Consider the following 23,450-nt stretch of genomic DNA (forward strand, 5'->3'; position numbering starts at 1 on the left):
TGTAATAAATGTTTAATCGTTGTCTATCAACCGCTTCGTCACCGGCGCATAGCTGTCAATTCTTCTGTCGCGCAGGAAGGGCCAGTGGGTACGGTAGTGGTCGGTTTGGTTAGTATCCAGTTCCACTACGCTTACCTGCTCATCATGGTGCGAACCCTGAAACATTACCGTGCCAAACGGATTGGCTACAAATGAGCCGCCCCAGAATTTCAGGCCGACTTCTTCGCCTACCCGGTTTACGCTTACCACGTGCACGCCGTTGGCTATGGCATGTGAGCGCTGTATGGTTTGCCATGCGTTATACTGCTCGGTATTGGTATCCGGCTCCTGGGTTGATGCCCAGCCGATAGCCGTGGGATAGAACAATATTTCGGCACCCATCAGCGCCGTAATACGGGCGGCTTCGGGGTACCATTGGTCCCAGCAAATGAGTACGCCAATAGTAGCGAACCTAGTTTTAAAAACCTTATAACCTAAATCGCCGGGAGTAAAGTAAAACTTCTCGTAAAAGCCCGGATCATCAGGGATGTGCATTTTGCGGTACTTGCCTAAATAGGTGCCATCGGCATCTAGCACAGCCGTAGTGTTATGGTAAAGGCCCTGCGTGCGCTTTTCAAATAGTGAAGCAATAATCACTACACCCAGCTCTGCCGCAACTTTCGATAGCTCATCAGTAGATGGGCCGGGGATAGGTTCGGCCAGTTTAAAATTATCGTAATCTTCTATATCGCAAAAATACAGCGAGGTAAACAATTCCTGTAAGCACACAATTTGCGCACCTTTAGCGGCCGCTTCGCGCACTTTCTCAACCGCCTTCTGCAAGTTCTGCTGCTTGTCAGCCGTACAAGTGGTTTGTACCAATCCTACTTTTACTTTAGCCATTGCGTTTTACAAATTTTGCGCAAAAATATACATTATTGGTCATTAGTCATTGACGCATTAGTCATTAGGGTACCATGATTAAATACTTTGAAATAAGATTATTACTTCAAAAAATGACCAATGCCTCAATGACTAATGACCAAACCCTTACCTTTGCCGCCGAAATGACAGAAACTGCCGAACTGCCTGAGCCGAAAACCTGGAAAGATAAGCTGTGGAGCGCTACCAAACTGATATTAAAGATTGCGGTAACTACCGCCTTGCTTTGGTATGTGTTCGGCAAAGTGCCCTTTGGCGAGGTGAAAGCCCGTTTGCTGCATGCCAATTACTGGTGGATGGCCGCCGCCGTGGTTTGCTTTTTTATGTCTACCATCGTATCGGCCTGGCGGCTGCTCAGTTTTTTTAAGTCGATTGATTTAAAGCTTGATCCGCGCTTTAACCTGCGCCTGTATCTGCTGGGTATGTTCTATAACTTTCTGTTGCCCGGCGGCGTAGGCGGCGATGGTTACAAAATATGGTTGCTCAATAAACGGTATCAGCTGCCCGCCAAAAAAATGTTCTGGGCCATATTGTTCGACCGGTTGAGCGGCCTTTGGGCCATCGGGCTGATCTTGGTTTCGCTTATTCTGTTTATCCCTAAAATCAGCGATTATATTCACATTGCCATTCCCGGCAGTATCTTCGTAGCCGGAACCGTTATTTACTATTTTGTAGCGCATTATTTTTTTAAAGAATATACCCGTAATTTCTGGCAGGCGCATGCCAAGGCGGTGCTGGTGCAATCGCTGCAGGTATGTACCATCATCATCATTATGCAGGGGCAAAATTTTGATGGTAAGTATGCACCCTATCTGCTGTCATTTTTAGTGTCATCGCTGGCTTCTGTTATACCTATCAGTGTAGGGGGGGCAGGTATACGCGAATGGATATTTACCCTGCTGTCACCGGTATTTAATATGGACAAGGGGCTGGCTGTGTTTTTAAGCATCTCTTTTTATCTGGTATCGCTGCTGGTTGCCTTATTGGGTATTTATTATTTACTGCGCCCAAGCCGGTTAGCGGAAGGAAGTGAATTGAGCCTGAAATTCGGGAAGACCGAAAGTTCGGAAGCCTGAAACTGTAGCTGCTGACCGGATTGTAAATTTGCTTTTTATAGATTATCTTTAAAATAACGGACTTCCGGTCTTTCTGACTTTAGGACTTTCCAACCCTCCACTTCTTTTCATAACTTTTCAACTACCTTTACGTTTACTTAATACCAATTATAAGTAAATGGACAATTTTACTGATTTTAACAACGTACAGGTACGTGCGTTGCCACGCCATTTAAAGCAGTTTATTGTACACCAGCATTACGGGCATTATACCCCGGTAGACCAGGCCGTGTGGCGATATGTAATGCGCCAGAATTACAGTTATTTAAAAGACGTTGCCTATTACCCTTATATACCCGGCCTGCAAAAGGCGGGTTTAACCATAGAGCGCATTCCGGATATGCAGGAGGTGAACGATGCCCTGGGCAAGATTGGCTGGGGTGCCGTTACGGTAGATGGCTTTATCCCTCCGGCTGCCTTTATGGAATACCAGGCTTACCGGGTGCTGGTGATAGCAGCCGACATACGGCAACTCAATCATATTGAATATACGCCGGCGCCTGATATTATACATGAGTCGGCCGGGCATGCGCCCATTATTGCCGATAAAGATTATCATGATTACCTGAGCTACTTTGGTTCAATAGGAGCCAAAGCCATGTTTTCGGCACAGGATTTTGAATTGTATGAGGCCATCCGCCAGCTATCCATCTTAAAAGAAATGCCGGATGCTGACCCGCAGACCCTCGCGGCAGCTGAGCAGCACCTGGCCCATTGCCAGAAAAATATGGGTGAGCCTTCAGAGATGGCGCTGCTGAGCCGCCTGCACTGGTGGACGGTAGAGTACGGCTTGATCGGCACGCTGGATCACCCTAAAATTTATGGTGCAGGCCTGCTGTCGTCTATCGGCGAAAGCGCGAGTTGCATGCGCCCGGAAGTAAAGAAGCTGCCTTATACTATTGATGCCGTAAATTATACCTACGACATTACCCAGACCCAGCCGCACCTTTTTGTAACGCCTGATTTTCAAAACCTGATAACCGTATTAGAGCAGTTTGCCAACACCATGTCGTTCCGCCGCGGCGGTGCCTATGGCTTACAAAAAGCTATTGATAGCAAGAATACCTGTACGGCTGTATATAGTTCCGGTTTACAAGTAAGCGGCACATTCACGGCTTTTGAACAGTATCAGGGTGAGGTTAGTTTTCTAAAAACTACCGGACCAACGGCGCTGGCAGTTAACAACAAGCAGTTAGCAGAGCAAGGTAAAACCCGTCATCCGGATGGCTTTAGTTCGCCTGCCGGCAGGCTGAAGGGCTGGAACAAGGCACTGGAAGATTTTAGTGAGGCAGATTTAAATACAGCAGGCATAGTTAACAACAGTAACGCCGTACTTGAATTTGAAAGCGGCATTACCGTAACCGGAACGGTGCAGCTTATTGCCAGTCAAGATAAAATACAGTTGATTACTTTTACCGGTTGTACAGTAACCGATGCAGCCGGGCAGCTGTTGTTTGATCCTGCCTGGGGCGTATATGATATGGCGGTAGGTGAGCGCATCGCCTCCGTATACTGCGGAGCGGCAGATAAAGATGCTTTTGAGGAAGTTGTGCTGCAATCGGCCACGCAAACTTATCATCCGCAATATAGCCAGCAGACCAGGCAGCTGCACAATCTGTACCGGCAGGTACGTAACTGCCGCGAAGACCATAGCGGTTATGCCGCTTTAGGTAATGTATGGCGGGCGTTGCAGGCTAACCATCAGGAAGACTGGCTGTGCGCGCTGGAGATGCTGGAAATTATAGACCACGAAGAGCAGCAGCCGGAACTGGCACAGGAGATTAGGCTATTTTTGCAGCATAAAGCCGCTGCGCAGCCTGAATATTATAAGCTGATTGAAGATGGGTTGTATTTAATTGCTCACCCGGTAGAGCAGCAGTTGATAATGTGAAAATTATATATTAGTGGTATGACTGTTTTACGATTGATTATATAAGACACTAAAGTAGATGCTGTATAGCAATTACTAACTAACTCAAGTTGCTAAGTTAGCTGGTTTAAGGTAAAAGCGAAAAGAAAGAGCAGCAGTTTAAGCAGAAAGCCATCAAAGGTAGCGGCATGTATGCTGTGCGGGAACAAAGCTTTGATGGAGCTGAACGTGGTTTCGATGCCTTTGCGCATCTGTTTTTTGAGATAAGCCAGGCAAGGCGCATCCGGCATTTTGCTGTTTGCTTTGCGGCTGACCAGCAGCAACCTCTAAAAGCAGTTTGCCCTGCGCGTTCACGTCTTGTTCCGAACCCGGCACAAAGCAGCACTCTACAGGCAGGCCATCCGCCGTGGTGAGCACTTGTACCTTAACGCCGTAAAAGTAGCGGCGCATGGAGCACTGCCTCCCTTCCACTGCTCCCCCTGTATCATCCTGCTGCGGCAGATGCGGTATGTTACTGCTGGAAAGCGGGTAACCTCTGGCGTTGTCCTGATGGCCGCCGAAGTACAGTGCCGATACCAGGGCCGTGATGATGACCTCGCTATCTGTCATCTTGCAGGTGGGATAATCCCGGTGCCCTCTTTGTTTCATCAGCTCGTCGATGATGCAATAAATTGCCGTAACGATATCTTGAGTGAGCATCGCCCTGAGTGTTTGTTTAGTTGTGATAAACCAAATTTACTTATTGATGCTCCCTCTTTTTTAACTTAGCAACTTGGGTTAAATATCATGCCCGCCTCAACGCCGGCAACCGGCTCACCCTGAGCGCTTCAACTATGTACAGTACATGGAATGCCTCCGGCCAGATACCCGAAAGCGCCGTTAACGAAGGCATTACCGGCTTTTATGGCGCTATTGACACTAACGAGGGCGGCATTACTTTGCGCACCAATATAAACGCACAATTGCTCAATACCCTGCCCAACCACGATCTGGTTAAAAATCAGCTTTTCTACTCGCGTTATAGGTTCGATCTGCATACCAACTTTACCTTTTACCTGGCCGATACCGTGAACGGCGACGAGATAAGGCAGCGCGAAGCGCGACACCTGTACAGCTACAATGGCAGCTACCTGCACCACAAAGCTATTTAGGCAGCAGCAAACTCACCACCGAAGCGGGTGTAAACGCCCGCCTGGATGTTACGCAAAACTCTGAACTATCGCACACGGTAAACCGCTATACCCTGATTAACCCTGTTAAGCTTGGAAATATTACCGAGCTGAGTACAGGCGCCTACCTCAGCCAAACGCTGCAGCTAAGCAGCCGATTTACCATTAACGCCGGGCTGCGGTTTGATCGGTTCTACTACAGGTACAAGAACAAACTGGCGGCCGACAGTACCCTGAGCGGTGCGAAGGTATACAAAGCGGGCAACCACATCATCAGCCCTAAGCTGAGGCTGACCTACCAGCTGAGCGATAAGGTGCAGCTTTACGGGTTTGCGGGTAAAGGCTTTCACTCCAATGATGCCCGCGTGGCGGTGGCCGAAAAGGGTTTACCCACCCTGCCTGCCGCTTATAGCGCTGATATAGGTACGGTATTTAAGCCGGCTGCCAGCCGGCTGCTGAATGCCGCCGTATGGTACAGCTACCTGCAAAAGGAGTATGTATATGCGGGCGATGGCGGTACGGTAGAATTTAGCGGGCGCACCCGGCGGATAGGCTCTGATATATCGGGCCGTTACCAGCCGGTATCAGCCGTTTACCTGGATGCCGACCTGAACTATGCGCACGGCAGGGCTATTGATGACCCGAAAGGCGCCAATTATATTCCGCTGGCACCGGTATGGAGCAGTACCGGGGGCATTACCGCCATTATAAAGAACGGCCAGAACAGCAGCCTGCGTTACCGCTGGCTGGGCACCCGTGCGGCCAATGAGGATTACTCGCTTAAGGCAGCCGGATATTTAGTGAATGACCTGGCGCTGAACTATACTCAACACAAATATGAGGCGGGCCTTACCGTAAACAATCTGTTTAACGTAAAATGGAAGGAACCCCAGTTTGAAACCGTTACCCGGCTGCAAAACCAGCAGCCGGTGGACGGTATTGCCTTTACCGCAGGCACCAGATTTTTTGCTGTAGCGCATGTAAGCTACTTTTTCAGATAAGTGTGGCTCTGTTCTATCACCGATATGGCTGCCTTTACAGAACCACAAACGCCTTTTCATCGGATAATCGCGTTGCAAACGCTGAACAGCGGCCATGCTCGTTTGCAAACGAGCGTGAGTACATCAATCCGGCCTTTATAGCAGCCATAAAAGGCTATAAAAAGCCATAAACGGCAATAAAAGACCATTAAGTTAAACAAACTCTTTATAGAACAACGGCCCTGTCAGATGTTCACGTTCACGGTGCGTGAACACCTGTGAACACCCGTGAACGCTGACACAAAGCTGTCAGCAGGCGGTTTAATTATTTCAAAGAACAAAGGCACGGGTTATAGGCTCGCACCAGCATAGGGCACTTCCAGTCAACTCACCTTTATAAGGGTCAATAATCAAAGTGTCGGTAAGTGATTGCACATTTTATTTCCAGGTAGCCTTATATAATAGCAGTGGTCAGAGAAATGTGCAAGTCAAGTGTGTCAGCTCACTGTTTGTACAAAGTTTATAAAGGCTGTTCCCTTTTTAGTTCGAAATATAAAATGCCAGGTATTTACAATGCCTGTAAGCATACAAGGGTCATTCTCGTTGAACCCAGCAGTAATTACATTCTTTCTATCCTGCTCGGTGAATCCCTTAATCTCCTCAACTTTTAAATTATCAATCCATACCTGCATGGCTTGTTCTTTACTTTCAGCCTGAACTTGTGAGATGTAAGTGCCGCCAAGGTAATCCATAAGGAAAGTGTATAACTTTAGTGATTGCATGGTATGTAATTGGCTTTGGTGCTTGCTTGGTGTGCTGCAAGGTATGTAAATAGCATTAAAAGCAAAGCCTCCTAAGAGGCTTCATAACTAACGTTCAGAATATAATACACAAGTACGTTGAGCCTGTGCAGCAGCTTTTAGGATAAGTGTCTTATCATTGCGTAGTGCTTTTAATCAACCGTTTATGTAAGCCGCGCTATTAGCCACTGTAGGTAACCCAATACCGGTGATGGCAAAGGAACGCACTGGTGATCTCTGCGGTAAGTTCCTCTTTTGCGTAATTACTGCTACCGCTGGCACAAATCCTAATCATTAAAAAGACATAACTGCCAGATCAAATAGTGCTGTTACAATTACTGGGAATTACCAAATTTTTTCCAATTTGAGTTTCAATGCGCCAGCCCTGTACTTATATCACAACAGCCATAGTAACCTACTCTATAGTTAACAAGGGCATGCGAAGGTGTTGTGCTGCAGTTGTGCCCATAGCCAGGGCGGGTGTGATGCACCCTACTCTGGCAGAATCGGCGTACACAATGCTTAAACCAACTTCTACAATAATAGCTGCTGTAGCCGTATAGCCGGGGTGGCCGCTGCCGGTTAGCGTTGCTACGCCAACGGCTCCTTCTTTTGTAACGGCCTGCGCCTGTACTGTCCAGTCCCAGTCACGCAGATAGTGGTCTGCCGGCCCCGTGCCTGCCTTGGGTAAACGCTTACGAAGGCGTGCGCTAAGCCAGCGCCGAACTGACAGTGGCAGCCTGGTTACTATGATCATAGACCGCTGGAAACTCCCTTTAAACGCTGCCTTCGCCTGCCGCCACTTTCCGCCGATTCCACCTGCGGGACCGAGATCCACCCCTTCCAGGTAACGGGCCGAAACATAAGTAACGGCTTGCTCTGCCGCAAGCAGGGCGGCTGTACGGTGTATAATGGGCGGGTTAAGAAACGCAACCGGAACCACCGGACCCAATACGCGGCCATTAACTACACCGGGCCGTAAGCGGATTGGCGCAGGCTGGTTACCGCCAGCCTGCACCGGTAAAAGTGCGCCGGGTTGCCCGATAACGTTGGCAGACGGGTCGTTAAGCATCTCTACGATACTTGCCATTGTTCCTGCCGAAACGGATTGGTTAAATGGCACGCCTCCCGCCGGCTTGCGGGTAAAATTGATGGTTACGGTTACATTTGCTATGGGGTTTGCTGCTCCCGGCCCATCACCGGCAATAACAGTGCTGCCGCTGGCTTGCGCTACTGCCCGCTGGCTGGCAAGCAGGGTAGTAAGGTCTGCGGGCATGGCTTCCCACCCCGCCATCTGCACCACTTTAACGCCGGCACGGCGTGCGGGTTCGTCAAACCGGTCAATTACACGCCGTAAAAGGGGAAGTTCGCCGCTAAGATCAGCATAAGAAGTGCCGGCGCCCACGCATGCTGCAATAACCTGCTCCGCACCTTTGGTGTAAGGTCCGGCAAGATTAAGCACCACCAAGGTACGTGCCGCCATCTTATCCAGTGAGGCCTGATCATTAAAATCAGCAATAAGAATCTCTACATCTTCTGCCTTCAACCCGGATAATATTTTAGCCAGGCCTTCCTTATCACGACCGGCAACTGCCCATCGCCGGGCGCCGGTGGCGCTTCGTAATAAAGCATCTACTGATAATAGCTGTTCAACAACGAGGCGCCCGGTGAGCCCGGTGGCGCCTAAGACCACGATATCGAAGTCAACATCTTCCCGGCGCGGGTTATTGGAGTTTTCGCTAAATGATGCGGATTGGGTAGTTGCCATAAATGTATTATAATGAATAAAAAAGGTATATACTAAAATTACAATATATGCTCCGGCCAACCCTTATTCCATTACCGGCACCAGCAGCTATGGCCTGGTTTTGTGCACACATTTCAACATACCAGACTTACCTGATACCGTATAGGACATGAGCGGTAAAAAAATCAGGATTCTATGGAAAAAACTAACACTCAGTACAACCCCGGCAGAACATATATTTATAAAATTTACACCTGTTTGCATTTAACATAAAGAACAAGAATTTGTTGCTTTCGAATAAAACCATTCTCCCCTGAGTTGAATTTTAATTCCTGCAATCCGGGTTACAGTTGTGGTGTAGGCAACCCCGAAAGCGGGTAAACAGCAATAAATGGCGGATGTTATGTTGTGCAGTTACAACAGGCGGCTACGAGTGTTCGTGTTCAGGGGGGATAACACCTGGTGAATGCTGACAAGATTAAACCTGCTTGCACTCGTTTGCAATCAGGTGCTTAATGCAGGCCGGTATTTGCAACGCCTCTGCATCACGTAAATCGCGTTGCAAACGCTGAACAGCGGCCACGCTCGTTATAAATGAGCGTGAGTGTAAAATCATCAATTAAATAACTGCCTGTATTCCATAGGGGTTTTGGAGGTTTTGGTTTTAAATAGCTTGTTGAAGGATTGAGAATATTCAAATCCGAGGCGGTAAGCAATTTCGCTTATGGAAAGCTGGGTGCCGCTAAGCAGGTCTTTTGCGCTTTCAATTAACTTTTCGTGCATCAACTGTTTGGTGGTCAACCCGGTAAGCTGCTTAAGGCAATCACTCAAATACTTTGGAGATAGATTTAATTGCTGGGCTATTGCAACTGCCGAAGGGATACCCGTGTTGCCGGATATGGTTTTGAGCGCCTCTTCAAAATTCATAAGCAAATTGCTGTACTTAACCCTGCGTGTGATGAACTGCCTGTTATAATACCGGTTTAAATACGAAAGCAACACATCAATGTGTGCAATGATCAGATCCTGGCTGAATACATCAATCTGAAGCTGATATTCTTTTTCTATTTGCTCGAAGATAACCTGAACCGTATTCTGCTCTTCTTCTGACAAGATCAGGGCTTCATTGATTGCGTAGTCAAAATAATGATAGTCCTTTATCTTTTGATTTAATTTGTAAGCTCTTAAAAAATCCGGATGAATGGATAATAACCATCCTGATTTGGCAATGGCCGAATCAGCATCAATTATACTAACCTGCTTTGGAGCAAAGCAAGATATCACCCCTTCATCAAAATCAAATTCACTTTGCCCGTATTGCATCTTGCAAGGGCATTCCGCCTTGAGGGTGATCTGATAAAAATCGGTGATTATTTTTGTACGCTGATTGTTCTGCAAATGCGATAAGTTTTCAAAGCGAATGATACTAAATAGCGGATGATTGGGTTTGGCAATACCAATCGCCTTATGCAATTCGGAGATGGTGCTAAGGTGAACAGTGCGGGTATCGGTACTCATTTATAATCTTTTACAGCCAATTTACCTATTACTTTCTAATTTTTTTACGGTACATACCGGCAAATTTCCGGGCGATGAACGAATTTGGAATGAGTGCAATAATTTTTGCGCCCCACCTGTTTAACCGGCCGGACACTGCAAAACGCTTGCCTTTGTCAAGTGCAGCCAGCATTTCATCTGCCACCTCCTCAGGCGTTTGGGTTGGGGCACTGCTGTAATCAGAATTCAGAGCTGTGGCTACTTCATTTGGAATACCCGCTGCAGTATTAAAATTGGTTTTGGTTAAGCCCGGGCAAAATAACAGGACGTGCACATTATAGGGCTTGCACTCCTCTGTAATTGCCTGCGTAAAAGAGCGTACAAAGGCTTTACTGGCCGCGTAGGTAGCCATGTACGGAACCGGCATAAAGGAAGCCATAGAAGCTATATTTACAATGGTGCCGCTTTTAGCGCTTTGCATTTTTGGCAGAAAAAGATGGGTAAGTGATACCAGGGCTATAATATTCAGTTGCAACAGCTCAAGTTCGGCATTGAGGGAAAGCGCAGCAAACTCCCCGCCCGACCCAATGCCTGCATTATTAATAAGCATATCAATTTCGAGGCCCAATCTGGTTACCTCTTCAAAGATCAGAAAAGCAGCATTCGCTTTCGATAAATCCGCTGCGATAAAATGGGCGTTGATATTGTACCTGGCCGTTAACTCTGCGCACTGTTGCTTCAGTTGATCTGCGTTTCTTGCCACAAGCAACAGATTGTGCTTTCTTTCCGCAAGCTGGTTAACTATAGCTTTACCGATTCCTCCCGATGCCCCTGTAATCAATATTGTTTTCATTTTGTCATCTTAAAATCCATAACAAATTTGCAGAAGCTACAAGCCGAAAAGGTATCCAAATATCGGAAAGTTGTGTTTAGAAGTCGGGGCATTCTGTTTACCTTGACTTGCGCTTGTTTGCAATGAAGTGACTACTGTTCGCCGGTGTTTGGCAACGCTTCTTCATTGGATAATCGCGTTGCAAACGCTAAACAGAGGCCACGCTCGTTACAAACGAGCGTGAGTGTAGATAATTCCATGTAAACGTACAGCATCAAAGTTTCGGCTATCTGCTGACTCCACTATATGCTTACTGATTAGACGAATAAGTAAATTGATATGGTCCTGATGGATGCGGGTATCTTTATAGGGTTCAAGGTAAAGGCCAGTTAGCCGATTATATTCTTTCAATACATCCTTTAAGCTATCCTGATCTGCATCATACAGTTGAAACAGCAGATGCTGATGTTTTCGGTCAGCGGTATTATAGAAGTCGATTGCCATTAGTTTTCGTTACATGAGAGGTTAATTGTAGTGAGCAAGCACTCACTCGCCTAGAAAATGTTTGTTTTGAAAGGTGGTGCTGAAGTGAACAGTATCTGCGTACTCGTGAATGCTTGTTTCCCTTAATTGGACTTGTCTGGGTAACTTCAATATCCAGCCAATTAAATTATTGAGCGGTGTACCTTGCATAGAAAGCCCGCGTTCAATTCGTTTGCTTTTGCCTTTCTCATTTACGAACAGTTCCACACCAATAACATCATTAATTCGTAATTCTGCGCTGTCTACAGCATTCAAACGGTTATAGTGCACCTGCGCCAGTTTTTGAGTAAGGCTGTCCCAAACAGTTTGAGTTACCTTGCCTTCATAGTACCTTGGGTAAACAGGGTTTGTGCTTGTTGTATATAAAGTATCCGTGTAAAATTTCAACAATAGTGTACTGTCTATGCTTATTGCTCGTCTTGGAAGTTTTCCCTCACCGTTGGTGGCCAGCTCTACTTTACTGATCTGACTCTTTACAGGTTCGACTTGCTTGCAAGAAATAACCAGGAATGAGACGGTGGTAAGTATCAGCAGAAACAATTTACAAGTTATAGGCTTCATTCGCATTTTATGGATATTATCTTGCTTACCGGACAAAGTACTCAACTACGATAAGGACCGGAATCAAAAAAGGCAATGCAAAAGAGAACCAGTAGCTTAGCAGTCAGGCCCTTCTGGTAGTACTGGCTTTGCTCCCACTTGCGCTCGTTTGCAACGAGCCGCTTAATTCTGTCTGACGTTTGCAACGCCTCTGCATCACGTAAATCGAGTTGCAAACGCTGAACAGAGAAATATAGAGGATAGAAAAGGGCTTAACGCCCATTGATAGCCTATGCCGCTTACGCGCCTTTGCAACCATCTGCCATACGGCGGTTGCCGGGCTGCCGGAGCAGGTAACGAAGTTAAAAAACCCGGCTTACAGAGCCGGGTTTTACTGTTTACAGCGTTACGCTTAGCGCTACTGGTTATGCACCTTGCCCTTAACTATGGTTTTATTAGCGCCTTTGTTGCTTTTATACTTTAAAGGCAGCGTACCATCCTTTTTACGCGGACCGGTAGCCACGGCCGCCTCCGAGGAAGCGGTATCTTCCTTCAGTCGGTTTTTTTGTATGGCTTTAGCCTTAGCACTCTTGGTAGTGGCGCTTTTGGCAGGTTGCTTGGTTTGCGCATGAGCTGCCAGGGCGCCTGCCCCGAAAATTACAGCGGTGAGTATAGTGAACAGCTTTTTCATGATTTAATTTGTTAACTACCAATTAACAGAAGTGTACAGGGTTTTGTTTCCGGCATAAGAATAACTTACGCCTTACGGGAATAGCATACTCCTACAGGTAGTTGCAGACTACAGGCATAGGGCTTCGAAGTTACAAACCTCGAAGAACAGGGGTAATTATTTATGCTTTCTAATAGCAGAGGTATCAGTACTAATCATCTCATAATCTGTTAATATAGGTTTTTTTTCAACTGTAGATAGCCTTGCATTGTAGAATATATATTTAGCTTTATCGTTTATCACTAAATATATCTGGTCAATCCGATTTTCTTCATCTATCATACTTTTAAACTTTTTATTAATTGGGGTAAACTTAATAGCTGTAGCTCATGTAACTGTTTAGCTGTAATTATTCCTGCCGGCTTACGGGTATCAATACCTAAATGTGGCTTATCCCCATCGTCTAAACAGGGGTATGCCAATACATAATATTGTAATGGCAAGTCCTCACTGAATGCCCACATCCGGTCAGGTTGGGGTGTGCTGGCTGTATCCATCAGGTAATATAAGGTTCGGCCTTTGGCGGGTGGCTGGGCCAACGCAACATGGTAGCATAGCCAGCATAGAATGAGTACAAGCAGCTTTTTCATATATCTACGTTTTAAGGACAATTATTAGGCAATTTATCGGATGAATTGGTTAATTGAGATTTCCAGAATGTATCCAGCATCGATTGAGTAATGCCATATTTTGCCAAAATACTGTTATATTCTGTAGAAAGAGAACCGGGATTGCCGACTGGCAATGCCAAGAAATCATTGGTATTCAAGCCAAATAGCATGGCCATCCGGTAGTCCTGGTCACTGCGGCCTCCGCCATCCCATTGCTTAAGTATAGAGACGGCCTTATCAAAATAGTCAGAAAGCATTTCATAATGGTCTCTATAGTTGGGTGGAAGGCCGTTTTGGTAAATCCAGTAGTCCAATGAAGTTAACCACGATTGAGTACCATTGTAAGCTGAAGGAGGCGAAAATTGTGTATTAGTCATGATATTATAGTTAATATATGCATGAAATGTTTTGTGGATGGCTGCTGCAGCAACAAACAGTTGGGAACTGTTTTGGAGCATACTTGTGTTTAAAGTAATTGTAGCAGTACGGCTGTCAATATAAGTACTTGTTTCGCCTAATTTGTATTCCTTAGCTGTACTATTGGCAATAGGAGCATTCCATGTTAACGCTCCATCCTGCCATACTAAATCTGGTTTCCGAGTTGTATTAAAAGGCTGAACTAAACTATGGTAATCTGCTATGTTTATCAGATTGTTAAGAATCAGCTTTGTAGCGCAGGGGAAGTGCTTTAACAAACTATCCATCTTTATTTCCTGGGAAGGGTTAGCGCAGGGACTTGGTGTCCCACCACCACCTGTGCCGCCTCCTCCGCCCGTGCCCGGGTCATCATCCGGGTTGCGCAGCAGCACCTTTACCTTGCCGCTTACCGACTCTACGGCTACCGGCGGAGCGGGCACGCAGGGGCCGGGAGGCGTGCTGCCATCGCCCGAGGCACCGCCGTCACCTCCCCCGCCGCCGGTTTCGGGGGTAAGGTCGCATTCTATTTCGTAGTAGGAGTACTGGTATATCTCGTCTATCAGCTCGCCGGTATTTTGGTTGTACCAGGCGCGGTATACATCATATACTACCCAGTGGCAGTCCGCAATGTAGTTGAGGCTGGGCTTCAGCCCGCTGGCATTTACTTGGCGCTGTGGCTGCAGGGCAGGGGTCACGGTTTGCAGGCTTACGGTTTTGATAATCCTGCCTTGCTTCCAGCGGTAGCCATTCATATATTGGCGGTTCAGGCCAAAGTAGTACACGCTGCCGGTAAAGCCCTGCAGTACCTGCCGGTAGTGTACCTGGCCCAGCATGGGCTGGTAGCCGGCGGCCGTGCGGTCCTCCACGGTTTTCATAAAAAAGCTCAGGCGCAGGCTGTCGTTCTTCAGTAAAAAAACGGCGCTGGTTTTGGAGCGGTACTTGCCTCTGTCCGGGCCGGCCACCTGGTTGGGGAGTACGAGGGTGCCATCGGTGGTTACAGTTGTCATGCTCACATTAGACTTATAGTAGGCAATGGCCGCCGTCCCGGCTGCCTGCAGGTTGGCATTCTCTAAACTCTTTACCATCGTATACACATCACCCGGCGAGGGGGCGCTGCCCAGTGGGTGATCATGGCTGAAGCCTACCGTGTAGCCGTTGGTCGCATCCCAAGTAAATTGGCTGGTATAGGTATTAGTTTGCTCATTCGAGCGGATAGGTCTGTCCATGTAGTTACTGCCGGGCCAGCTGATTAGGTTCTGTTCGGTGCCAAACTCGTAAGGGCTTTCGCCGGCTTTGGTCAGCAGGTCAGCATTCCTGCTACTGATGACGGGGTTCTGCGCCCTTTCTCTCACCTTGTTTTTTTGTATACATGGGGAAGGATCGGGTCCCTTTACAATCACATGGGTGGTATCTACGCAATCACTCTCGCGGGTGGTACCGGCGGGCGGGGGCGGGTTGATACCGCCGCCAAGGTCAATGGGCGTGGGCTCGGGCTGGTAGGTGAGCACCTTTACAGAGCTGCCCTTCACCGCCTCCTCGTTCACCGGCGGGTGCTGCGGCACGGCGCAGGGCTGCCCATCGCTGATAAAATGATTGTTTTATATAATTTTAGAAGTTATAATCAACTATTTAGTTAGCGTTATTAATAATTCAATTTTTATAATGCCTGAAACGCAACCTCTGCAATAGTGTATTCATATAATCATGAGCTTGTTTCTCGTTAGTTAATTTATAATCAATTGTTCCCATGAAGTTCTTGCCCTTATCAAAATCAGAATAGAAACTCCAGTAACCTTCATCGCCCCGTCCGTAGTTGAAAATGTAAAATCTCCTATTGTTTATCATAATAATCTCTGAGGTATTGTAAGTACCTCCTGTTTCTTTAAATACTCCTTCAAACTCCCTTTTTAGTGATTCGAGTGTTTTGTTGACGTTTGAATTTACCACTTCACGTATAGTAATCAGCATACCATCTTTTGCATAAGTGTGGTCATTAGGCAGAACAATATGTTCTCTCTTAAAATGATTTTTAGTGTATGCTTTCACTTGCTGTTCAGGCAACTTTTGGGTGCCTTTAGGTAGAGTCAATGTAGCAACTTGCGTTTGAACCGTATCTTGGGCGAAACTTCTTAAGGCAAATAATATGCTTATTAATAGTGTAATTAGTGACTTAATTTTCATGGTGCCTGAAACGTAGCTTATGCAATAACGTTTCCATATACTGATAGGCCTGTTTTTCTTCAATGATTTTGTAATCAATTATTGCACTGATAATTTTTTCGTTTACTTTATCAGAGTAAATACATAAGTGTCCTACTTCTCCATCATGATAATTAAAAACAATATACTTTACTTGATTGACTTCAATAATTTTAGATTCTTTTATAACGAAAGAACTTGAACTGAATACTTCATCCAACTCACTTTTCCTTTGTACTATATTTTTGTGTGATTTATTAAAAGTATTACTCTCACGAATAGAAATTAATAAATTCCCTTTAGCAAAAATTCTATTATCCGGGAAACGTGTTCTTGATACATTAAACCTTTTTTTAGAATAATCAAGATAGGTGTCGTTAGATATCTTGTTGCTCCCCTTTGGAACTTCCACAATAACCACTTTTCCGTTGATGGTATCTTGACACTGTGCAACACTGCTTGCAGATATAAGGCATAGCGTTAATATCAATATTTTCATATAGTTATATTTATTTGTTTTGATAGTTTAATCATTGCAAGGTTTATTAACTACCTGATTGTTGTTTAATATTTTGGGCTGATAATCATTGGAGTTAGCTTCTGCTTTGTACAGGTTCACGGCATCACCAAACGTAGCTGAAGCATCACCAAACATGGACAGGAAAGCGGCTTCTGTGCTTCCATCAAATTGAACTGTTTTAGCACTATATGCATCTCTGAAACTTTGCGGATTACTTGCATACTGGCTGGCAAAGTTCTGCATGGCGGCCCAGTTCTTAATGGTAATCACGTAGGTGCCATCGGTGGTTACGGCAGTCATCGTTACGTTGGCCTTGTAGTAGGCAATGGCATCTGCTCCGGCGGCCTGCAGGTTGGCGTTCTGAAGGCTCTTTACCATCGTATACACATCACCCGGCGAGGGGGCGCTGCCCAGTGGGTGGTCATGGCTGAAGCCTACCGTGTAGCCGTTGGTCGCATCCCAAGTAAATTGGCTGGTATAGGTATTAGTTTGCTCAGTAGTGCGGGTAGTCTTATACATATAATCATTACCAGGCCAGCTCTTCAGGTTCTGCTCGGTGCCGTATTCATAGGGGCTGGTTTCAGCCCAGGTAAGCAATTCACCGTTTTGTTTTGCTACGTTGGCATTCCCCGTCCTTTTCCTTACCTTATTCTTCTCCCCGCAAGGGTTATCTGACCCGGTAGGGCCGGTAGGCGGCAATGGTGGTGCCGGTGGAAAGGAACCACCACCTCCGCCACCAGAGCCGCCTCCACTACCACCGCCACCGCCGGTACCACCACCACCGCCGTCATCGCATACGTTTACATAGGTGGTGTAGTAATAGGTAGTGCAGTAGGTGGCCCCGTTGCCGGCCGTAACGCAGCTGGTTTGCGAGGTAGTGATGGGCTGTGCCTGGCAGCCCCCGCCGCCCGGCAGCAGCATAGGCTTTATGGCCTCCACCCTCTTATCCGCCGATGGGGCGGCTATGGGCGTAACGCTGCCGTTAATCTGCCCGTCCTTATAGCGGTAGCCCTTCAGCAGCCTGCCATTCAGGTCATAGTACAACAGCTTGCCGCTGAAGCGGGCATCGCGTGTTTTATAGCTGTTAGCTTCCGGATGATTGGCCGGGTCATTGGCATAAGCCGGGTCACTAATGATGACCATCAAATAACCGCTAAAGCTGCCTGCCTTGCTGCGGGTAAATACGTATTGCGTCTTAGTGTAGTTTTTGCCCTGAGGGGTAGCCGGGGCAACGCTGGTTTGGTTTTCCAGAAAGTACAGCGTGGCATTACTTAGGGGCGCTTCCACTACTTGGAAGCTGTCGCGCGCAAAGGTATAGGCGCTATCCCACAGCGGGCTCAGGTTGCGGCTCCAACTGTCTACTTTAATCGGGGTACTCAGCGTTTGCAGCTTCGTGTTAGCTGATAAAGTAACAGGTGCCGGTGCGTTCTTTTGGTACCAGGCGCGGGCATCGGCCACCAGGCTGCCATCTTTTACAGCCGGCGCTTCGCCCGTAAGGGTATGGTCTTTCCGGCAACTGTAAGCCAAGGCGCACAGCCCAATGGTAAACAGCAGGGTACAGCACTGTTTAAAGCACAAATAAGGTTGAGGGCTTTTCATTTAAGTAAAGGTAGATTTAAGTATCAATATAGGTAAACCTCGCATGGTTTAACTTGCTGCCAATATCACAAGTTAACCAACAGTAAATTTTACGGGAAACCATAAAATGAAAAATAATTTTTACAAATAATATATTGTTACATGTATTATGCATACAAATAAGTATAACAACCAAAAACAGCCCGGCAAAACGGGCTGTTCTCTTATCAAATTAAAATTAAAATCCTACTTCACATCCGCCTTCAGCCCGTACTTTTCGCTGAACTTGCGGTACAGCTGCTTGTGCAGGTTATCCAGGTTGATGGCTTTGCCCATAATGTAGGCGTTCTCTACGTTCAGGGTAATCATATCCAGCGCATCGCCGGCGGAGATGAACAGGTTGGCATCCTTGCCGGTTTCCAGCGTGCCGGTGGTTTTGTCGATACCTAATATCTTGGCGTTGTTTTGGGTAATCATGCTCAGGGCCTGCTCTTTGGTTAAGCCGTAGCCTACCGCCTGCCCGGCCTCAAAGGGCAGGTTGCGCTGCCGCCAGAAACCAATGCCGGTGAGGCCGTACAGTACGCCGGCCTCCTGCAGCAGGTGCGGCAGCTTATAGGGCAGGTATACATCGTCCTCATCCTTATCGGGCAGGGTCTGGGTTTCGCGCAGTATCACGGGTACCTGGTTATCGCGCAGCACATCGGCCACTAAATACGAATCCTTACCGCCTACAATCACGGTTTGCACGCCAAACTTTTTACCAAAGTTTACGGCCTGCACAATCTCGCGGGCACCATCGGCATTTACAAACAGCTTTTTGCTGCCGTTAAACAGGCCGCGCATGGCTTCCAGCTTTAAGTTCATGGCCGGCTGGCGGGTTTCATTGTAGGCTTTGGCCTGGGCAAACAGGCTGTTGATATCGTCAATCGCCTTTTGCGCAATCTCGGCAGGCGATGGCTGGTTGGCCGCGCCCGGTATATTGAAGCCGCCACGGCGGCCACGGTTACGCACCACCGGCCAGGTCATGTGGATGGCCATATCCTTTTTATAGGCCGCATCCTCCCAGTTCCAGCCCTCCAGCATCATTACGGACGACTGGCCCGAAATGGTACCGCCCTCGGGCGTAGGCTGCGCCAGTAAAACGCCGTTGGAGCGCACGGTAGGGATCACCTTCGAATCGGTATTGTAAGCCACCAGCGAGCGCACGTTGGGGTTCAGGTCGCCGGTTTCGGTTTCGTCCGACGTGGCCCTTACGCTTTCAAACTCAATAAGGCCCAGCGTGGTTACCGGGCAGATAAAGCCGGGGTATACCTGCTTGCCGCTGGCGTTTACCGTAATGGCACCCGCCATAGCCGGAGCGCTGCCTTCGCCTACGGCGGTGATCTTCCCTTTGTCGAAAGCGATATAGCCGTTATTAATTACCCGGCCGTTGCCTACGTGTATGGTAGCGCCGGTAATAATTACCGGGGCGCTCTGTGCCTTGGCAGGAATGATATTGGCCTGCCCGAACGCCAGTGATGCACTCAGCAACCACCCGCCCAGGCTTAATATGATATTCTTTTTCATTGTATCTGTGTCTGTGTGTATAGGTGGTGGTTTATTTATTCTGTTCCAACAGTTCGGCCTTGTGCTTCATGTAGGCATCTTCGACCACAAAGGCATCATCTTCCAAACTTTCGCACTCATACAGGCGCGGGCGCTGAAAGGCAGGGCGCTGGGTAACCGCACCACGGCTCTTGGCAGCAATCATCTTCTGGATGATGCGGCTCTGGTCGGCCTGCTGGGTTTTACGCTGCTGTGCATCGCGTTCCATATCCCAGTAAGGTACGCCATCCACATAGGTTTTTTCCACCACCGCATAAATAGAAAGCGGGTTGGCCGACCATAGCACCAAATCGGCATCCTTACCCGGTTTCAGGCTACCGATGCGGTTATCCACGTGCAGCATTCTGGCCGGGTTCAGGGTCACTAATTTCAGGGCATCTTCCTGGCTCATGTTGCCGTAGGTTACCGCTTTACCGGCTTCCTGGTTCAGGCGGCGGGCCATCTCGGCATCATCCGAGTTAAAACCGGTTACCACACCAACTTCGTGCATCAGCTTACCATTATAAGGTATCGCCTCGGCCACCTCCATTTTGTAAGCCCACCAGTCGGAAAAGGTAGAACCGGCAATGTTATGCGCCTTCATTTTATCGGCCACCTTATAGCCTTCTAAAATGTGAGTAAAGGTGTTGATCTTGAAGCCCATCGAATCGGCCACGTGCATCAGCATATTAATTTCCGATTGCACATAGGAGTGGCAGGTGATGTTACGCTTGCCATCTAAAATTTCAGCAAGTGCTTCCAGCTCCAGGTCGCGGCGGGCGGTACTGTTCTTTACGGCGCGGGCGGCTTTGTAATCTTTGGCGCGGTTAAAAGCGTCAATATATACCTGCTCCACCCCCATACGGGTTTGCGGGAAACGGATATTCGGGCCGGTAGGCTGGTTGCCGTTGCTTTGCTTCACGTTCTCGCCCAGGGCAAACTTGATAAAACCGCCTGCTCCTTCAAACTTCAGTTGCTCGGGCAGCATGCCCCAGCGCAACTTAATCAGCTGTGTTTGGCCGCCAATCGGGTTAGCCGAGCCATGCAGAATATGCGAGGTGGTTACCCCGCCGGCCAGCTGGCGGTAAATGTTCACGTCCTGCGCATCAATCACATCGGCAATGCGTACTTCAGAGGTTACGGCCTGCGTACCCTCGTTGATACCGCCGGTAGCAGCAATGTGCGAGTGCTCATCCACAATACCTGCTGAGATATGCTTGCCGGTGGCATCAATCACCTTAGCGCCACCTGCCGGCAGGCTCTTGCCTACAGCTTTAATTTTGCCGTTCTCAATCAGTACATCCGCATTTTGCAGGATGCCTTCTTTCTCGTTGGTCCAAACCGTAGCATTTTTAAACAACACCGTTTCGGCCTTTGGGATCTGGGTATACCCCTGTGCCCCGAACGGATAAACCAGCGGGCCAACAGGCGTATTGCCACGACCTGCGCCGGCCGTATTTCCGCCACGACCACCGGTAGTTAGACCAGTTGAAGCTGCACCTGAATTGGTAGCCGTCCATTTTACCGGGCTGCCATCGGGCAGTGCACCGGTACCGCGCAGGGTTACGGGCTGCGTGGAGGCAATGTAGCCTTCCAAGCGGGTAGTACCTGCAGGCTGGCTGCGGCTGTCGAAATACAGGGTAATCATATCGCCGCTGCGGGTAAGGGTGCCGCGGTTGCGGGAAGTATCGCTGCCGTTTACCCTTGATACCGAAGCCTCGTAGCTGCCGGGCGTACCGGTGATGCGCAGGGTAGTACCGGCCAGCCCGTCGCCGCTCAGGGCGTAGGTGCCGCGCAGGTCGGTTACGTTCATAGGGTTTACCACAAATGGCCTGCCTTCTACCCAGTTCTCATAGATTACGTTGTCGCGCTTGAACAAGCTATCGGAGGTAATGATGAAACTGGCCAGTTTGCCTTTTGTGAGGGTACCCACCTGGCTGCTCACGCCCAGCATTTCGGCAGGGATAACCGTTAGCGAGCGCAGTGCCTGCGCCTGGGTTAAGCCGTTATCAATTGCGGTGCGCATATTTGCCCAGAAATCGCGGGGATTAACTAAACCGGCTGAAGTTATCGCAAAGCGGATGCCGGCCTTCTCCATAGCCGCCGGGTTGGTGGGGGCCAGTTCCCAGTCCTTCATCTGCTCGTAACTCACGTTTCGGGCATCCAGCGGGTTCTCCACATCAAAAGCAGACGGGAAAGTTACCGGAATGATGAAGCTGCTGCCGGTACCCTTGATGGCATCCATACGCTGGTACTCCTGCCCGGTAGTTTTAAAAATGTATTGCTTGCCGAACTCGCGGCCCAGTTTTGCAGCGCGCAGTACGCTCTGCATATCAGTTACCTCAAATATTTGCGGCAGGGTTTGGGTGCGGTTAAATTCGGCTAAGGAAATGTTGTATTCTCCGTTTTGCGTTTTATACCACTGTGCGTCATAATAGGTTTGGCGCAGCAGCGCGATGCTGCCCATCAGCGAAGATGGATAATTGGTAGCCGCCGTACCTTTACTGAACGAGTAGTGCGCCGCAGCCTGATCGTTGATCATCACCTCGTTGTCGCGCTCGTCGGCTAAACTTACTACAGCTGAAGTGCCGCGGGCAATGCCATCCTGCACCAATGTCTGCACGGTGCCAAAGCCATTACGCTTATAATCCTCGGCACGGGTACCGTTCACATGGAACAGGGTACGGGCGTTTACGTCCGGACGGATGGCTTCGTTCCAGCCATAAGCGCCCGGTTTAGTGGATACCGGTACCGATACACGGCCGCCGCCAAAATTGAAGCCTCCTGCCTGGCGGGGCGCTTCGGGCATGCCATAAGTGGTAAAGGCATCAATCAGTCCGGGGTATATGTATTTGCCTTTTAAATCCATCACCACATAACCTTTGGGCGCGGCAATACCTGCACCTACCGCCTCAATGCGGCGGTCTTTGATAAGCAATGTGCCTTTAATGGTTTGTTCGGGGCTTACCACAATGGTGGCATTGGTAAAGGCAAACTGGCCGGGCCGGTTATCGGCCGGGCCATTCACCGGAAAGGTTTCCTGCGCCTGGCTCAGGTGCGCCATCAGCAGGGCAAAACAAAAAAGTAAAAGTTTTTTCATCAGCGATTTACAATAATTTAATGATTAGACCTTTAAATATAGAATTAATCTGCTGCAATTATCGGCTTACATGCATTTGTTACAACAATAAGTGCCGTAAACATCCGTTTTAGCGGTTTTTTGTATCTTCGTACCAAAATATATAACATGTCAGCATACGAAATTTTAAGGCATATCCATTCCGGGTTCCGATTTGTGGTAATGATCCTGGTTTTGGTAGCCATTTTGCAATCACTAACCGGCTGGCTGGGCCGTAAACCCTATACCAACGGCAACCGCAAACTGAACCTGTTTGCCATGATCTCGGCACACATTCAGTTGCTGCTGGGGCTGGCCTTATACTTTATCAGTCCGCTGGTAAAATTCAGCAAGGAGACGATGCACGACAATGCGGGCCGGTACTGGACGGTAGAGCACATCACGATGATGATTTTCGCCGTTGTGCTGATCACCATCGGCCACAGCCGCGCCAAACGACTGGTTTTGCCTGAGGCTAAGCATCGCGCGATAGCGATATTTTATACCCTGGCGCTGGTGGTGATTGCGGTTGCTATTGTGCTGAGCAAAAGAGGGCTTTTTCAGGTAACAGCCTGATTTTATTTTTTTGAGGAAAAAATTTGCAACATTAAATTTCTTTATATATTTGCTACGGTGATGCTTAACCATGCTAAACATACCACTAACAATTGGTGGCGCT

The 23,450-nt window shown here is 48.1% G+C and carries 20 protein-coding genes and 1 pseudogene; 5 read left to right on the forward strand and 16 right to left on the reverse strand.

Going from position 1 to position 23,450, the window contains the following annotated elements; translation table 11 throughout:
* Positions 1 to 12: 12 nt before the first annotated feature.
* Positions 13 to 882 carry a carbon-nitrogen hydrolase gene (locus tag ACY652_RS04560; RefSeq protein ID WP_462266814.1) on the reverse strand — a complete coding sequence of 290 codons (870 nt, stop codon included), beginning with the start codon at positions 880 to 882 and terminating at the stop codon, positions 13 to 15.
* A gap of 74 nt (positions 883 to 956) precedes the next feature.
* Between ACY652_RS04560 and ACY652_RS04565 the strand changes: the two genes are divergently transcribed.
* Entirely contained in the window at positions 957 to 1,997 is a 1,041-nt protein-coding gene (locus ACY652_RS04565) for a lysylphosphatidylglycerol synthase transmembrane domain-containing protein (RefSeq protein ID WP_462266815.1), read from the forward strand.
* A gap of 157 nt (positions 1,998 to 2,154) precedes the next feature.
* On the forward strand, positions 2,155 to 3,927 hold the full coding sequence (locus tag ACY652_RS04570; RefSeq protein WP_462266816.1) for an aromatic amino acid hydroxylase: 1,773 nt from the start codon (positions 2,155 to 2,157) through the stop codon (positions 3,925 to 3,927).
* A 153-nt stretch (positions 3,928 to 4,080) separates the two neighbouring features.
* Here ACY652_RS04570 and ACY652_RS04575 read toward each other — a convergent pair whose 3' ends face one another.
* Positions 4,081 to 4,554 carry a hypothetical protein gene (locus ACY652_RS04575; protein WP_462266817.1) on the reverse strand — a complete coding sequence of 158 codons (474 nt, stop codon included), beginning with the start codon at positions 4,552 to 4,554 and terminating at the stop codon, positions 4,081 to 4,083.
* A 185-nt stretch (positions 4,555 to 4,739) separates the two neighbouring features.
* On the opposite strand from ACY652_RS04575, the gene ACY652_RS04580 reads away from it, so the two are divergent.
* Both ACY652_RS04580 and ACY652_RS04585 read left to right on the forward strand, forming a co-directional pair.
* Positions 4,740 to 5,057, forward strand: coding sequence for a hypothetical protein (locus ACY652_RS04580; RefSeq protein WP_462266818.1), 318 nt, complete (start codon positions 4,740 to 4,742; stop codon positions 5,055 to 5,057).
* Positions 5,039 to 6,076: pseudogene (locus tag ACY652_RS04585) on the forward strand (TonB-dependent receptor domain-containing protein); the annotation flags it as partial. The gene ACY652_RS04580 and the pseudogene ACY652_RS04585, both read left to right, overlap by 19 nt.
* Before the next feature lie 476 nt (positions 6,077 to 6,552).
* On the opposite strand, the gene ACY652_RS04590 reads toward ACY652_RS04585, so the two are convergent.
* The 14 genes from ACY652_RS04590 to ACY652_RS04655 all read right to left on the reverse strand — a co-directional run bounded on the left by ACY652_RS04590 (position 6,553) and on the right by ACY652_RS04655 (position 22,753).
* Complete coding sequence (locus tag ACY652_RS04590) at positions 6,553 to 6,807, reverse strand: hypothetical protein (RefSeq protein WP_462266820.1); 255 nt, start codon at positions 6,805 to 6,807, stop codon at positions 6,553 to 6,555.
* Between the two features lie 463 nt (positions 6,808 to 7,270).
* Positions 7,271 to 8,623 carry a saccharopine dehydrogenase NADP-binding domain-containing protein gene (locus tag ACY652_RS04595; RefSeq protein ID WP_462266821.1) on the reverse strand — a complete coding sequence of 451 codons (1,353 nt, stop codon included), beginning with the start codon at positions 8,621 to 8,623 and terminating at the stop codon, positions 7,271 to 7,273.
* A gap of 594 nt (positions 8,624 to 9,217) precedes the next feature.
* Positions 9,218 to 10,120: a helix-turn-helix domain-containing protein gene (locus ACY652_RS04600; protein ID WP_462266822.1), complete on the reverse strand. Its 903-nt coding sequence runs from the start codon at positions 10,118 to 10,120 to the stop codon at positions 9,218 to 9,220.
* Between the two features lie 28 nt (positions 10,121 to 10,148).
* Positions 10,149 to 10,952, reverse strand: coding sequence for an SDR family NAD(P)-dependent oxidoreductase (locus ACY652_RS04605; protein ID WP_462266823.1), 804 nt, complete (start codon positions 10,950 to 10,952; stop codon positions 10,149 to 10,151).
* A gap of 207 nt (positions 10,953 to 11,159) precedes the next feature.
* Positions 11,160 to 11,435: a hypothetical protein gene (locus tag ACY652_RS04610; RefSeq protein WP_462266824.1), complete on the reverse strand. Its 276-nt coding sequence runs from the start codon at positions 11,433 to 11,435 to the stop codon at positions 11,160 to 11,162.
* Positions 11,436 to 11,477: 42 nt separating this feature from the next.
* Positions 11,478 to 12,035, reverse strand: a complete 558-nt coding sequence (locus ACY652_RS04615; protein WP_462266825.1) for a hypothetical protein — start codon at positions 12,033 to 12,035, stop codon at positions 11,478 to 11,480.
* A 397-nt stretch (positions 12,036 to 12,432) separates the two neighbouring features.
* Positions 12,433 to 12,705, reverse strand: coding sequence for a hypothetical protein (locus ACY652_RS04620; RefSeq protein WP_462266826.1), 273 nt, complete (start codon positions 12,703 to 12,705; stop codon positions 12,433 to 12,435).
* Positions 12,706 to 13,022: 317 nt separating this feature from the next.
* A complete protein-coding gene (locus ACY652_RS04625) occupies positions 13,023 to 13,334 on the reverse strand; it encodes a hypothetical protein (RefSeq protein ID WP_462266827.1) in 312 nt (103 codons plus the stop codon).
* Positions 13,335 to 13,345: 11 nt separating this feature from the next.
* Positions 13,346 to 15,334, reverse strand: a complete 1,989-nt coding sequence (locus ACY652_RS04630) for a hypothetical protein (RefSeq protein ID WP_462266828.1) — start codon at positions 15,332 to 15,334, stop codon at positions 13,346 to 13,348.
* Positions 15,335 to 15,422: 88 nt separating this feature from the next.
* Entirely contained in the window at positions 15,423 to 15,953 is a 531-nt protein-coding gene (locus ACY652_RS04635; protein WP_462266829.1) for a hypothetical protein, read from the reverse strand.
* Positions 15,943 to 16,470: a hypothetical protein gene (locus ACY652_RS04640; protein WP_462266830.1), complete on the reverse strand. Its 528-nt coding sequence runs from the start codon at positions 16,468 to 16,470 to the stop codon at positions 15,943 to 15,945. Before ACY652_RS04640 ends, ACY652_RS04635 begins: the two co-directional genes overlap by 11 nt.
* A gap of 27 nt (positions 16,471 to 16,497) precedes the next feature.
* Positions 16,498 to 18,090 carry a hypothetical protein gene (locus ACY652_RS04645; protein WP_462268297.1) on the reverse strand — a complete coding sequence of 531 codons (1,593 nt, stop codon included), beginning with the start codon at positions 18,088 to 18,090 and terminating at the stop codon, positions 16,498 to 16,500.
* A 225-nt stretch (positions 18,091 to 18,315) separates the two neighbouring features.
* Positions 18,316 to 19,635: an amidohydrolase family protein gene (locus ACY652_RS04650; protein ID WP_462266832.1), complete on the reverse strand. Its 1,320-nt coding sequence runs from the start codon at positions 19,633 to 19,635 to the stop codon at positions 18,316 to 18,318.
* A gap of 31 nt (positions 19,636 to 19,666) precedes the next feature.
* Entirely contained in the window at positions 19,667 to 22,753 is a 3,087-nt protein-coding gene (locus tag ACY652_RS04655) for an amidohydrolase family protein (RefSeq protein ID WP_462266833.1), read from the reverse strand.
* A gap of 147 nt (positions 22,754 to 22,900) precedes the next feature.
* Between ACY652_RS04655 and ACY652_RS04660 the strand changes: the two genes are divergently transcribed.
* A complete protein-coding gene (locus ACY652_RS04660; RefSeq protein ID WP_462266834.1) occupies positions 22,901 to 23,347 on the forward strand; it encodes a cytochrome B in 447 nt (148 codons plus the stop codon).
* Positions 23,348 to 23,450: the final 103 nt, after the last annotated feature.

The sequence above is a fragment of the Mucilaginibacter sp. genome, from assembly GCF_965200995.1.
Lineage (GTDB): Bacteria > Bacteroidota > Bacteroidia > Sphingobacteriales > Sphingobacteriaceae > Mucilaginibacter.